This is a genomic window from Arcicella sp. GW821-FHT09D11, assembly GCF_059416265.1.
In genome coordinates this window covers 192121-207234 of the sequence record NZ_JBWKOV010000002.1, presented here as the reverse complement: position 1 = coordinate 207234, position 15114 = coordinate 192121, and the positions used below count along the sequence as shown (strand labels likewise).

Here is a 15114-nt window from a genome sequence, read left to right as displayed (position 1 = left end):
ACCCTAAAGTCTTTTGTCTTATTTCTAAAATCTTAAAGTCTAAAAAATTATGTTCAACAGTTACTTAAAAATCGCTTTGAGAATCTTGTTTAGAAACAAACTCTATTCCTTAGTTAATATTCTGGGCTTAGCTATTGGCGTAAGTGCTTGTTTGGTAATTTACCTGTTGGTAAGCTTTGAATTGAGTTTTGAAAATTTTCATCCCGACCGTGAACGGATTTACCGAATCACGTCTGGATTTAAAAATCAAGATGGCAAGTATTTCTTTAATGCAGGCTTATCTGCCCCCATGCCCGAATCCATCTTACAGGAAGTACCAGGCATTGAATACCTAACGGCTTGCCATGTTTGGGAGTCTAAAGTAACAGTACCAAACGATAAGAACGATACTAAAAATTTGCCTAAAACATGGAAAAGCAATAATGCTGAAATCTTGATTTGTCAGCCACAGTATTTTAATATTTTCAATTACGAATGGCTAGAGGGTAATCAAAAAACAGCCCTTCAAACACCCAATGAGGTAATATTAACAAAAAATGAAGCTGAAAAATATTTTGGCAAAATTCCTTTACAACAAGTTTTAGGCAAGCAATTATACTTTAATGATTCTTTGATTACAACCGTAACAGGTATTGTCAAAGAATTGCCTGATAATTCTGATTTCAAATTCAAAGTTTTTATTTCCTTTAAAAGCATCGAGGCAAAAAACTGGAGAAAAGAATTTCAATTGGACGAATGGACCAATACAAATTCTAGTTCTATGGCGTTTGTGAAACTTAGTCAGAATACCACAGCAGGGAATATCAATGCCAAGTTTCCAACTTTTCTAAAGAAGCATCTTGATCAAAAAGACGAATGGAATATTGGGCGTTCCCTTAGTTTACAAGCTTTGTCGGATATACATTTCAATGCTGAATTTGGTGATAATTTTTCCCGTCAGGTACATTTACCAACACTCTATGCCTTGCTAGGTATCGCAGTATTTTTATTATTGATTGCCGCTATCAATTTTGTCAATTTAGCTACTGCCCAATCTATCACCCGTGTAAAAGAAATTGGGGTACGTAAAGTATTGGGTAGCAATCGTAAAAGCTTGGTTACACAATTTCTATGTGAGACCCTCATCATCACTACCTTAGCGGTATTGCTGTCTATTTTGTTTGTAGAACCCATCCTTTGGGTATTTGAAGATTTCTTTCCTAAAGAATTACATTTTAATATTTTAGCCCCAAACATTATTGCTTTTTTAATAACCATTACCATCGTAACCTGTATTTTATCGGGCTTATATCCTGCTTGGATTATTTCATCTTATCAGCCTGTATCATCCTTAAAAAATCAGGTAGTGAATGGTCAAAGCCGTACAGCATTCCTCCGCAAAGCATTGATTACGTTTCAGTTTACGGCATCGCAAGTCTTCATTTTAGGGACAATCATCGTCGCTACGCAATCTAGGTTTATGATTAATAAAGACTTAGGTTTTAAAAAGGATGCTATCATTAATTTTTATAGCGATTGGCACGATACAGAAAATAATAAGAAGAATGTATTGATTCAAAAGCTAAAACAAATCCCTGAAGTAGAAATGGTTAGTCTAGGTGACAAACCAGCTAAAAATGGATATTCTACCAACAGGGTTACCTATAGAAATGGGAAAAAAGAAGTTAAGTTGGATGTTCACAGACGCTCTGTTGATGCAAATTATATCCCAATGTATGGCTTGAAAGTTATAGCAGGAAGAAATCTTACAACTAGTGATACCGCCAAAGAATTTGTAATTAATGAAAGCTATGCAAAAGCGTTGGGCTTTAATAAACCAGAACAAGCCGTTGGTCAATTTTTGATTTATTCAGGAGGTAAAGGAGATATCAACTTACCAATCGTGGGAGTAGTGGCTGATTTTCATTTACAACCCTTGCACAAGGCTATTCAGCCCTTATACATGATGTCGGAGAATAAATATGAAACGGCTTTCAATGTGAAAGTGCGTAGCAAAGGACAATCGTCTGCTGATTTCAAGGCCGTCTTAGCCAAAATAGGAAAGGCTTATAAGGAAGTATATCCAAATAGCTATGAAGAATTTAGCGCTACGTTCTTTGATGAAAGTATTGCGAAGTTTTATGAAAAAGAAAAACGTTTTGCTCAAATCCTAAATACGGCTACGGGTATTGCTATTTTGATTTCTTGCATGGGCTTATTCGGCCTAGTAGCCTTTACAACCCAACAACGCACGAAAGAAATTGGTATTAGAAAAGTATTGGGAGCATCGGTAAGTCAGATTGTGAAGTTGTTATCAAAAGACTTCTTGAAGTTAGTCATCCTAGGCATTGTAATAGCTTCGCCAATTGCCTATTGGGCAATGAATAAGTGGCTACAAGACTTTGCTTATCGAGTAGACATCAGTTGGTGGATTTTTGCTTTGGCAGCCATTGCTTCAATCATCATCGCCTTGATTTCAGTAAGCTACCAGTCTATCAAAGCAGCCTTGATGAACCCTGTAAAGAGCTTGCGAGCAGAATGAATGGAGTGAGGAGCTTGGAATGCGGAGTGAGGAGTATTTTTTCACCGAAATCCAAAATCCTTTAGTCCTAAAGTCTAAAAATCCTAAAATCACAAATACTAAAGTCTAAAATCTAGTGTCTAAAATCTTAAAGTCATAACTCATGTTTAAAAATCATCTTAAAATAGCTTTGAGAGTCTTGTTCAGGAACAAGGTTTACTCATTCATTAATATTGCAGGGTTGGCTTTAGGAATTTCTGCCTTTTTGTTGATTTTAGAATATGTAAGCTTGGAAAGAGGCGTGAACCAATTTCATGCTAATTTACCCAATATGTACCGCTTACTGAACCAGAATAATAAAGGCGAAACGTGGGCGCAAGTAGAACCAGGCTGGGCAACCAAAGCCAAAGAGCGTCTTCCAGAAATAAAAGCATATTGCAGGATAGCCGATGGAGTGGCGCAAGGCATTGTAAAAAATGAATCTAAGAACGTTTCGTTTAGAGAGAAAAATATTGCCTATGCCGAAGGAAATTTCTTTTCATTTTTCACCTTCCCTCTTATCAAGGGCTCGGCTAGTGAGTTAAATAAACCTGATGTAATTTTCATGGCTGAGTCGGCCGCTAAAAAGTATTTTGATACAGCAGACCCTATCGGCAAAACGCTTACCTTATATAACCAATTTGGCAAAAAAGATTATGCCGTAAAAGGCGTCTTTGCTGACATGGGCGATAATTCGGATATAAAGTTAGATTTAGTACTTTCTTTAGAAACCCTAAAAAATCCAGCCAATTTAAATGGCAATGATTGGGCAAGTATTGATAATTTAGACTCACAATATATTGACACGTATTTTTTGCTCAATCAAAAAACTGATTATTTGGCACTTGAAGGCAAATTAAACACCCTTAGAACTGAATTTAGCAAAGAAAACGATGCTATTAATTTCAGATTGCAACCCTTTTCTGAAATACATTTAGCCAGTAGTTTTTCAGATACTTATCAACACTATGGTAATGTAAAATATGTGTTCATTCTTAGTGGAATAGCATTCCTTATTTTGGTAATAGCATGGTTTAACTATATCAACCTTAGCACGGCCAATGCCCTGAAAAGAGCTAACGAAGTAGGCGTACGAAAAGTAATCGGTGCCACTAGAAGTAATCTGGTACTCCAATTTTTAGGGGAATCGATGTTAGTGAATTTGTTTGCCTTTGTGGGAGCTATCTTTTTAGTTACTTTATTACAACCCTTTTTCAACCAGACAATTCAGAAAGACCTGTCTTTCGCAACCCTCCTCTCCTCCTCCCTGTGGATAATAGGCTTAGGTTTGTTAATCGTAGGTTCTATTGGTTCGGGTGTTTATACTGCTTTTGGGCTGGCTAATTTCAAATTGATAGAAACGCTCAAAGGCAAATTACATAAATCGACCAAAGGAATATTCTTGAGAAAATCATTGGTAGTGACACAATTTAGTATTTCCATTGCCCTAATCATTGTTACTATCATTGTTTTCAGTCAATTGAAACACATGCAAAACCAAGATTTAGGCATGAATATCAAGCAATTGTTAGTCATAAAAGGCCCAGAAATTGGCAAAGATAGTACTTATAAAAGTCGAATAAGTGCCTTTGAAACAGCGATTGCCCAACAAAGCTTTGTGACTGATTATTGCACGAGCGGAAGCGTCCCTAGCAACTGGTATAATTTTACGACAGTTGGTTTCACTTCAGCAAAATCAAAAGCAGGTGATGAACAGAAAGCTTATTCATTTGTTATCATTGGCAATAACTTTTTGAAAACCTATCAGATTCCTTTAAAGGCGGGACGCAATTTTACGGCTAAAGAATGTGATGTTGATTGGAATGATAATAGCAAAGTGCTTTTGAACGAAAAAGCCATTGCACAATTAGGCTTTCGGTCGGCAACAGAGGCTGTAAATGCCAAAATCAAATGGGACGAGCGTTACCTTGAAGTAATTGGGGTAGTGAAAGACTATCATCATAAAAGCTTACAAACAGCTATCGACCCGATGATTTTCTATCCGCAGAATAGCTCTTCGTACCTGACTGTAAAGTTATCTGGAGACAATATGGTCTCTAAAGTAGCTAAACTAGAAAGCATATTTAAAAGCAATTTTTCTGGTAATCCATTTGAATATTCCTTTATGGATGACAATTTCAACAAGCAATATGAAACGGAAAGCCAATATAGTACTTTGTTCACAACGGCTTCTGTCTGGGCAATTTTCATTGCTTGCATGGGTCTTTTTGGATTAGCTACTTTCACGGTAGAATCACGTACCAAAGAAATTGGTATCCGTAAAATATTAGGAGCATCTGTATTGAGTATTGTACAATTGTTATCAAAGGATTTTTTAATACTAGTATTTATCGCCATTATTATTGCTTGCCCAATTGCCTATTATTTTATGCAACAATGGCTACAAGATTTTGCGAGTAGAATAACCATTGAATGGTGGTATTTTGTAGTGGCTGGAGCTTTGGCTTTAGGAATTGCTTTACTAACCGTTGGATACCAAGCCATCAAATCAGCCTTAATGAATCCAGTAAAAAGTTTGAGAACAGAATAAATGAGTGAAGAGTTTAGAATGCGGAGTGAGGAGTAGTTTTCATCAAAATTCAAAATCCTTTAGTCCTAAAGTCATATAATCATGCTACAAAATTATTTAAAAATCGCTATTCGTAATTTGCTTAGAAACAAGACTTTCTCAGCAATTAATGTCGTAGGCTTGGCTTTGGGAATTGCTACTTGCCTTATCATTATGCTTTTTGTCTATGATGAATTAAGCTATGACCGATTTAATGAAAAAGCCGATAGGATATATCGTGTTGTTTTTAAAGCCTCTATCAATGATGGAAAAATCAATGAAGCCAATGTGATGCCCCCAACAGCACAAGTATTGAAAAACGACTACCCTGAAGTATTAGATGCTACTCGTTTACGCACCAGTGGTTCGCCTGAAATTGTATATCATGATAAGAAATTCAAGGAAAACTCTTTTGCTTCTGTAGATGCCAATTTCTTCCAAGTATTTACTTTGCCTCTTCTGAAAGGCGATGCTAAAACGGCTTTGATTCAACCCAATACCGCTGTCATCACACAGGCTTTCGCTAAAAAATATTTCGGAAACGAAGACCCTATCGGCAAGGTATTATTTATCAAAAGTTGGAATGAGAATTATAAAATAACAGGGCTTATCGACAAAGTACCGCATAATTCGCACTTCCATTTTGATATTTTTGGTTCAATGGCCAGTGTAAAAGATGCAAAGAGTGATTCATGGATGACCTCAGGATTCTTCACGTATTTGGTGCTACCAGAAGGGTATGATTATAAGCAACTAGAAGCCAAATTGCCCCAAGTCATTAAAAAATACATGGGTCCGCAAATCCAAGTAGCCATGGGTATGAGCCTTCCGCAGTTTTTACAGAAAGGTAATCAGCTTGGACTTTTCCTTCAACCCTTAACTAGTATTCACTTAGACGCTGGTTATACTGGTAGCATGGAAGCCAGCGGAAACATTCAATATGTTTATATTTTCGGAGCGATTGCGATATTTATGTTACTCATCGCTTGTATTAATTTCATGAATCTTTCTACTGCGGGGGCTTCCAAACGTGCCAAAGAAGTAGGCGTTCGTAAAGTATTGGGTTCTGTAAAACAAGATTTGATTACCCAGTTTTTATTTGAATCGGTACTTTTAAGCATCGTTGCACTTTTACTTTCTTTGATGTTGGTGCAATTAGCCTTGCCAATTTTCAATGATTTAGCCGAAAAAGATTTACAATTAGATTTCCTCAAAAACCCTCTCCTACTTCTTGCTTTTTTACTTTTTGGTTTCTTGGTTGGCGTTTTGGCAGGTAGTTATCCAGCTTTTTTCCTTTCGTCTTTCAATCCTGTGGAAGTACTGAAAGGAAAATTCAAATTGGCAGGAAAAAGTATCAGTCTGAGAAGCGGTTTGGTAGTTTTTCAATTCTTTATTTCTATTGCTCTAATCATCGGTACAACGGTGGTGTATCAGCAAATTAAGTTTATTCAAAGTAAAGATTTAGGCTATGCCAAAGACCAATTACTCATCATGCGAAATACTTGGTCGATGGGAAAAAATGAAGAAGTATTTCGTCAGCAAATTTTACAAGACCCAAGAGTATTGAGCGTAACCAGTGCTGGTTATTTGCCAGCCGGACCGAGCGATTCAAATAATTCTCTGGGCTATCCCGACGGAGATGATTCCCAAATGATGCGAACGTTAGAGTACAAAATCGACGAGCAGTATATTCCAACGATGGGCATGAAAATCATTGCTGGACGAAATTTCTCTAAAGATTTTGCAACGGATTCTACTGCAATGATTATCAACGAAACAGCAGCAAAAGCTTTCGGTTGGGGTAAAAATGCCGTTGGACATACCATTACTCGCCTAAAAAATAACGAAGGCTTGAAAATTACATATAGAATCATTGGCGTTGTGAAGGATTTTCACTTTAAATCGCTCCACGAAAGTATCACACCTTTGTTGATGGTTTCTGAAAAAACTTATGGTTTAACTATCAAAGTAAAAGGCAAAGATGTGGAAGGTTTGTTGGCTTCATTGAAAAACCAATGGCAAAAGTTTAATGTAGAAGAGCCTTTTGCATATTCTTTCATGGACGAGCTATTTGAAAAAACGTATCAGAGCGAACAGAAAGTAAGTGTCATTTTAAGTATTTTCTCAGGGCTGACCATTTTTGTAGCTTGCTTAGGGTTGTTTGGCTTAGCTACTTTCACGGCTGAACAACGTACCAAAGAAATTGGTGTTCGCAAGGTCTTAGGTGCTTCGGTACAACAAATCGTAACCTTACTTTCTAAAGAGTTCCTCAAATTGGTATTAGTAGCCTGCTGTTTAGCTTTTCCGTTAGGGTATTGGCTCATGGACAAGTGGCTACAAGATTTTGCATATCGGATTGATATTAACGCATGGGTATTTGTATTAGCGGGAATATTAGCCATCCTCATTGCTTTGTTGACTATCAGTTACCAAGCGATTAAAGCTGCCTTGGCTAATCCCGTAAAAAGTTTACGAACAGAATGATTTGAATTGGGAGTTTTGAATGCAGCGTGAGGAGTATTTTCATTAAAACTCAAAATCCCAAATCTAAAATCCTACAGTCATTTAGTCCTGAAATCTTTAAATCATAAACATCATGCTACAAAACTATCTAAAAATAGCCCTTAGGAATTTATGGCGTAATAAACTGTATTCTATCTTGAATATTGGTGGGCTAGCTACGGGCTTAGCAGCCGCTATGCTGATTTTACTTTTTGTTTCGCATGAATTTAGCTACGACCAATTTCACGAAAAAGGTAATAGAATTTATAGAATATTATCGGTGAGCAAATACGGGGAACAAACTGTTCAGTTTACAGCCATGAATGCTAAATTGGGTGAATTATTAAAAGAAGCTAACCCTGAAGTAGAAGAGTTTATTAGAATAAACAATGAAAGGAATATTACTTTCAAAAATGCGCTTCATCCTGAAATCAAATTCAAAGAAGAATCGCTTTCATTCGTTGACCCTGCTTTTTTCAAATTATTTACGTTTAAAACCTTACAAGGCAACGATAAATCATTCTTAAACAATCCTTTCAGTTTGGTCATCTCAGAGAAGGTTGCTAAAAAATATTTTGGCAACGAAAACCCTATTGGAAAAACATTATTGTTGGAAGGCAAACAAGTTTTCACGGTGACGGGTGTTATGGCACAAATGCCTTCCAATTCAACTTTTCAATTTGAGTTGATTACGTCTATCGCCACTTTCCCAAAACTAGATGCCTCTCACCTATCAATTTGGGAGCGTGCGGGTTCATTTGAAACTTATGTGTTATTGAATAAACAGCAGTCTGTTTCTAAAGTAGAAAAAACGATTATTAAAGCGGGTAAACTCTCAGGGGGATTTGATGAAACTGCCACCTATTCACTTGAACAATTTGATAAACTTCATAACGGAAGCAATTTTTCGGATAAAGCAAATACAAAATTTGCCTTAATTTTTTCGGGCATAGCGATATTGATTTTAGTGCTGGCATTGTTTAACTACATGAGTCTGACAACTGCTAGAGCCACGATTAGGGCAAAGGAAGTAGGTATCAGAAAAGTAGTTGGTGCCGAACGCCTAGGTTTAGTAAAGCAGTTTTATGTAGAAGCCTTTATATATTGCTTATGTTCTTTTGTGTTAGCCTTTCTATTACTAGAAATACTACGTCAGCCATTTTACGACATTTTGGGCTTGGAGGTAGATACCTCTTTTATGAAAAGTCCTCTTTTTATAGGCTTACTGCTCTTAATATTTGTATTGAGTATTCTATTATCTGGAAGTTATACCTCCCTTTTTCTCTCTAGGTTCAGCCCGATAGAAGTGCTAAAAGGTAAGTTTTCAAGCCAACAGAGTGGTGCAATCGTTCGAAAGGGATTTTTAATTTTCCAGTTCTCCGTTTCGGTAGTCCTTATCATCTGCACTTTGGTAGTACAACAACAACTGGATTTTATGCGAAACATGGATTTGGGACTAACCAAAGACCAAGTATTGGTATTACCTATTGAAGAAAGTGCTGCCTCAAAAATCTCATTGTTCAACAATGAACTCAAGCAAATAAGTGGTGTAAAAAGTGTTTCAAGCGTTTCAACACCCTTGTATAAAGGCGTAAATGCATGGTTTACTAAGTCATTGATTTCTAAAAAAGAAGTTACATTATTTTCTATCAGCACCGACGAAAATTTCTTTAATACTGTTGATTTGAAATGGCTGAAAGCGCCTATTGACAATAAAAATTTAACAGCAAAAATCTATCTAAACGAAGTAGCTGTAAAACAAATGGAATTGGGTGATAATCCTGTAGGCAAATCTGTAAACCTTGGCAATGGAACAAGCATCGTCGGTGGAGTCATGAAAGATTTTCATTATGATGGTGTAAAATCAAAAATCGAAGCATTGATGATTTCAGTAGCTGCACCCAATCCTACTGAAATATTATCTGGTTGTATTTATCTACGGTTAGACTCAAAAACCGATGTGCAAGCAAAAGTAGCCCAGATACAAAGTATCTATGATAAATACCAAAGCGAGAAGCCCTTTGAATTTTATTTCCTAGATGAAGCATTTCAAAAGACATTTAGTGATGAAGTACGTATGTCAAAGATGTTTTTCAGCTTTACTAGTATCGCTATTCTGATAGCCTGTTTAGGTCTTTTCGGATTAATTACATTTCTGGCAGAGCAAAAAGATAAGGAAATTGGTATTAGAAAAGTATTGGGCGCCAACATCAGAAACATTGTATTCCTACTTTCTAAAGACTTCTTAGGGCTTGTTATCATTGCCAACTTCATAGCCATTCCATTGGCTTGGTGGGCTATGCAAAAATGGTTGCAAGACTTTGTCTTTAGAATATCCCTGACTTGGGAAACCTTTCTGTTGGCAAGTTTAACCAGTATGGCATTGGCGTTCATTACGGTCAGTTATCAAGCATTGAAATCAGCAGTGTCCAATCCCATTAAAAGCCTCCGTAACGAATAAAAAAACTAACCCATTAAAGCGATGTTACAAAACTATTTAAAAATAGCTATCCGAAACCTCCAACGCAATAAGGTGTTTTCGTTTATCAATATTGCGGGTTTAAGCATTGGCTTAGCTTGCTGTATGCTGATAGTACTTTATACCAAAGACGAAGTCAGTTACGACCGTTTCCATAAAAATGTCAATCAGATTTATAGAATCACCTCTACAGAAACTGCTCCAGATGGTAAAGTACAAAAATTTGGGATTACAGGCATGATGCCTGGCCCTAGTTTTAAAGAGCAATTGCCTGAGATTGAAAACTACGTCCGTATGCAAGGCGAAAGTTATAATATCAAAAAAGGGAATGATATTCTGGTGCAAGATGCCATGAAGGTAGATAGTTCTTTCTTCACCATTTTCACGTTTGATTTTGCAGAAGGTTCTGCTAAAACAGCTTTAAAAGACCCACAATCCGTGGTAATTTCGGAGGAGGTTGCCGAAAAATATTTTGGCAACCAGCCTGCTTTAGGCAAAACATTGTCTATTAATTACGATGATACCTTTCAAGATTTCACCGTGGGTGCTGTTACCAAAAAGACGCCCCAAAATTCTTCTGTCAAGATTGATTTATTGATGCCCTATCACCGCGATAAAACGCATGATGACCAATGGATAAACTTTTATTTAAACACAATAGTAACCTTAAAACCTTTTGCTAACCCAAAGGCCTTAGAAGCGAAATTTGCCAGTATTTATGCACGTGAAGCAAAAGGGCAATTGATTGAAGCGAAAGAAAAATGGAACTACCAAAGTACCATACAATATGGATTGCAACCCTTTTTAGACGTTCATCTTTCTACAGAATTCAGAGCAGCCAATGGACTAAGAGACGAAAGTAATCCCATGTATTCTTATGTATTAATTGGGTTGGCTATTTTTCTATTGTTGATTGCCTGTATCAATTTTGTAAATCTAACGGTAGCTCGTTCGGTCAAAAGAAGTAAGGAAATTGGTATCCGAAAAGTAGTTGGTGGCGACCGTAAGCAACTTATCTGGCAATTCATGGGCGAATCTTTTGTCTTGAGCCTCATTGCCTTTTTGTTAGCCATTGTTTTGGTAGAATTAACGTTGCCTGTCTTCAATGGTTTATCAAACAAAGCTTTATCATTGAAATACCTTTTTGATATTCAATTGATTGCCGCTTATTTTTTCTTGTTCCTCCTCACAGGATTTTTGGCAGGTATTTACCCAGCCTTGGTATTATCAAGTTTTAGTCCTGTCGATACACTCTATGGTCGCTTCAAGCTTTCGAAGGGCAGTTTATTACAAAAAAGCCTTGTCGTTTTTCAGTTTTCGTTAGCAGCCTTTATGATGATGGCTACCTTGATTCTATACGCTCAGTTTGATTTTTTAGTCAAACAGGATTTAGGTTATAAAGACGACAATATCGTAGAACTATCCACGGGCAGAATGACTTATACCGAAACACAGACCTTTAAACAAGAATTATTAAAAAATCCTGCTATCGAAAATGTAGCGCCACGACAAGGTGGTTCTTGGAATACGCTTGCTCGTATCAATGGTAACAAAGACATTGTTTTTGCCTTTGATATTGTTGACCAAGATTATCTCCCTACGCTACAAATACCAATGGTACAAGGCAGAAATTTCTCTAAAGATTTTCCTTCGGATACCGCACAAGCCATTTTGGTCAATGAAGCATTTGTAAAAGAAGCAGGATGGAAAAATCCAATCGGACAAACAGTTGATTTCTTTTCACGCAATAGAAAGTTTCAAGTAGTAGGCGTAGTAAAAGACTATCATTTTTCGTCCTTATACGAAACCATCAAGCCTCAATTATTCACTAGCAATCCAGAAATGAGTTCGTATGCGCAACTGAATATCAAAATTAAGCCAAGCAATACGCCTGCTAGTTTAAAATACATCGAAAAAGTATTTAAAAAACTACGCCCTACGCAACCCTATATCTATGAATTTAAAGACCAAATCAACCAGAAACAATATGAAAAAGAGGCAAAATGGAAGCAAATCATTAGCTTTTCGGCTATCTTAATCATGTTTATTTCTTGTATTGGTCTTTTTGGATTAGCTACGCTTTCTGCCGAAAAACGTACCAAAGAAATAGGTATCAGAAAAGTGCTTGGAGCAACTGCTTTAGCCATCGTAGCCATGCTGACCAAAGATTTTTTGAAATTAGTGTTTGTTTCCGTAGTATTTGCTTTTCCGTTAGCTTGGTGGTCTGCTAGTAAATTCTTAGAAAGTTACCCTTACCGTATCGACATTGGTGGTTGGATGTTCGCCTTAGTATTAGTCCTTTTAGTATGCATTACGATACTAACGATTAGCTACCAAGCCTTTAAATCAGCCTTGGCAAATCCTGTCAAGAGTTTAAGGTCTGAATAAGGCTAACCATCTTTTATAGAGCCTATATATTTGTTCAAAACCGCACAAGAAGTGTCCGAAAACGGACACTTCTTTTTTTGCAAAAATTTATAATCTACTGAAAATCAAATAGATAATTTTTTGGTGATGTTTTTGAAAATATATGTCACATATCAACATCAAAATAACCTCCTCACGCTATGTTCAAAAATTACTTCAAAATAGCCTTCAGAAATCTTGTTAGGAATAAAGTATATTCTTTTATCAACATCGGTGGATTAGCAGTTGGTATGGCTGTAGCAATGCTGATTGGTTTATGGATTCATGATGAGTTATCCTTCGATAAATATCATACAAATTATGATAAAATAGGTGTTGGGATGCAACATCAAACAGAAAATGGCACAGTTTATACAGGCAATGCTATGCCTTTTCCTTTAGGGCCTGAGCTTAAAAGCAAGTATGGTAATAATTTTAAATATTTAGCCATGGCTTCGTGGGAAGGAGACCATATTTTATCTACTAATGACAAGCAATTATCTAAAGGTGGAATTTACTTCGATACTGATGCCCCTAAAATGTTGTCACTGAAAATTTTGAAAGGAACGAATGAAGGACTGAAAACACCTAATTCAATTTTGCTTGCAGAATCAACGGCAAAAGCTTTTTTTGGAGATTCAGACCCTATTAATCAAACCATGAAAATTGATAATAAACTGAATGTAAAGGTAACAGGCGTATATGAAGATTTACCTTTTAATACTTCATTCAGAGATTTGAAATTCATTGCCCCTTGGGACTTATACATTTCTTCGGAAGAGTGGATAAAAAGAGCAAGAGATAATAATCAATGGGATAATAATTCATTCCAATTATATGCTCAGATAGCTGATAATACTGATTTTGAAACAGTTAACAAACGCATTCTTCGTTCAAAATTCAACAATCTTCCCAAAGAAGAAAGACGATTTGATGCTAAAATTTTCCTTCAACCTATGGCTGACTGGCACTTAAAGTCTAGCTGGAAAAATGGTGTGAATATCGGCGGATTGATAGAATATGTTTGGTTATTCGGTATTGTAGGTATTTTTGTATTGCTATTGGCTTGTATCAATTTCATGAATTTGAGCACTGCTCGTTCTGAAAAACGTGCGAAAGAAGTAGGTGTTCGTAAAGCTATTGGTTCAGTCCGTGGCCAATTAATTGCCCAGTTTCTGAGCGAGTCTTTACTAGTAGTAGCTTTCGCGTTTATCTTTTCAATCATTTTGGTAGAACTTGTTTTGCCTTTCTTCAACGACGTAGCAGATAAAAAGATGAAGATTCTGTGGACAAACCCTTTGTTCTGGATTCTCTCACTTAGTTTTAGTTTACTTACTGGCTTAGTCGCTGGTAGTTATCCAGCCTTATATTTATCATCTTTCCAACCCGTTAAAGTACTAAAAGGTACCTTTAAAGCAGGGCGTTTTGCGGCTATACCACGCAAGGTTTTAGTAGTATTTCAGTTTACGGTTTCAGTAGCACTCATTATTGGTACTATCATTATTTACCGACAAGTACAGTTTTCAAAAAATAGACCTATTGGCTATAATAGAGACGGACTAATGATGATAATGATGAAAACGCCAGACTTTTATGGAAAATTTGATTTACTGCGCAATGAATTAAAAGGCTCGGGAGCTATTGTTGAATTAGCCGAATCATCAAGTCCATTAACCGAAGTTTGGTCAAACTCAGGTGGTTTTTCTTGGGAAGGCAAAGACCCTAATTTAGATACTGACTTTGCTAACATCAGTGTTACCCATGAATTTGGAAAAACAGTAGGTTGGAAGTTTAAAGAAGGAAGAGATTTTTCAAGAGATTTCTCTACTGATTCATTAGGGCTAGTTATCAATGAAGCAGCCGTAAAGTTTATGGGTATTAAAAATCCCGTTGGAAAAACCGTTACATGGGGTACTGGTAAAAATGCACAAAATTTTACGATTGTTGGGGTAATTAAAGATATGCTAATGCAGTCGCCATACAAACCCGTAAAGCAAGCTTTTTACTTCTTGAGTTCACATAATGTAAATTGGATAACCCTTAAATTGAATCCTAATAAAAGTACGAGCGAGTCTATTTCACAGATTGAGGCTACCTTCAAAAAGTATATTCCCTCTGCTCCTTTCGACTATAAGTTTGCAGATGAAGAATTTGCTAATAAATTCAAAACTGAAGAGCGTATCGGGAAACTAGCCTTGTTTTTTGCTGCCCTTGCTATCTTTATTTCATGCTTAGGTTTATTCGGACTGGCTTCTTTTGTAGCTGAACAAAGAACTAAGGAAATTGGTATCAGAAAAGTATTAGGTGCTACGGTATTAAACTTATGGACATTGCTTTCAAAAGATTTTTTAATCCTCGTAATCGTATCACTCCTTACGGCAACGCCTCTTGCCTATTACTTTATGCACAATTGGTTACAGAAATATGAATATAGAACAGACATTTCTTGGTGGATTTTTGCTTTTGCTGGCTTAGGTGCTATCGCTATTACCGTATTAACAGTAAGTTTTCAGGCTATCAAGGCAGCGTTGGCTAATCCTGTAAAGAGCCTAAGGACGGAATAATTTGGAGTTAGGAGTTTTGAATGTAGCGTGTTTTTTGTCAAAATCCCAAATCTAA

Annotated in this window: 6 protein-coding genes; all 6 read left to right on the top strand. The window is 36.5% G+C overall.

All coding sequences use genetic code 11. The features are described 5' to 3' along the window. The first annotated feature begins 49 nt into the window (after nt 1–49). Nucleotides 50–2521, top strand: a complete 2472-nt coding sequence (locus tag AC07N0_RS06215) for an ABC transporter permease (protein ID WP_494588518.1) — start codon at nt 50–52, stop codon at nt 2519–2521. A gap of 142 nt (nt 2522–2663) precedes the next feature. Beyond that, nucleotides 2664–5090 carry an ABC transporter permease gene (locus AC07N0_RS06210; RefSeq protein WP_494588517.1) on the top strand — a complete coding sequence of 809 codons (2427 nt, stop codon included), beginning with the start codon at nt 2664–2666 and terminating at the stop codon, nt 5088–5090. 81 nt (nt 5091–5171) lie between these two features. Then, on the top strand, nt 5172–7592 hold the full coding sequence (locus AC07N0_RS06205; protein WP_494588516.1) for an ABC transporter permease: 2421 nt from the start codon (nt 5172–5174) through the stop codon (nt 7590–7592). A 112-nt stretch (nt 7593–7704) separates the two neighbouring features. Beyond that, the gene (locus AC07N0_RS06200; RefSeq protein WP_494588515.1) at nt 7705–10071 is read left to right on the top strand and encodes an ABC transporter permease; all 2367 of its coding nucleotides are present in this window, start codon (nt 7705–7707) and stop codon (nt 10069–10071) included. Between the two features lie 21 nt (nt 10072–10092). Next, complete coding sequence (locus tag AC07N0_RS06195) at nt 10093–12477, top strand: ABC transporter permease (protein WP_494588514.1); 2385 nt, start codon at nt 10093–10095, stop codon at nt 12475–12477. A gap of 179 nt (nt 12478–12656) precedes the next feature. After that, nucleotides 12657–15059: an ABC transporter permease gene (locus AC07N0_RS06190; protein WP_494588513.1), complete on the top strand. Its 2403-nt coding sequence runs from the start codon at nt 12657–12659 to the stop codon at nt 15057–15059. Nucleotides 15060–15114 lie beyond the last annotated feature (55 nt).

Coding starts and splice junctions, on each gene's coding strand:
- AC07N0_RS06215 (WP_494588518.1), top strand. CDS start 50: ATGTTCAACAGTTACTTAAAAATCGCTTTGAGAATCTTGTTTAGAAAC.
- AC07N0_RS06210 (WP_494588517.1), top strand. CDS start 2,664: ATGTTTAAAAATCATCTTAAAATAGCTTTGAGAGTCTTGTTCAGGAAC.
- AC07N0_RS06205 (WP_494588516.1), top strand. CDS start 5,172: ATGCTACAAAATTATTTAAAAATCGCTATTCGTAATTTGCTTAGAAAC.
- AC07N0_RS06200 (WP_494588515.1), top strand. CDS start 7,705: ATGCTACAAAACTATCTAAAAATAGCCCTTAGGAATTTATGGCGTAAT.
- AC07N0_RS06195 (WP_494588514.1), top strand. CDS start 10,093: ATGTTACAAAACTATTTAAAAATAGCTATCCGAAACCTCCAACGCAAT.
- AC07N0_RS06190 (WP_494588513.1), top strand. CDS start 12,657: ATGTTCAAAAATTACTTCAAAATAGCCTTCAGAAATCTTGTTAGGAAT.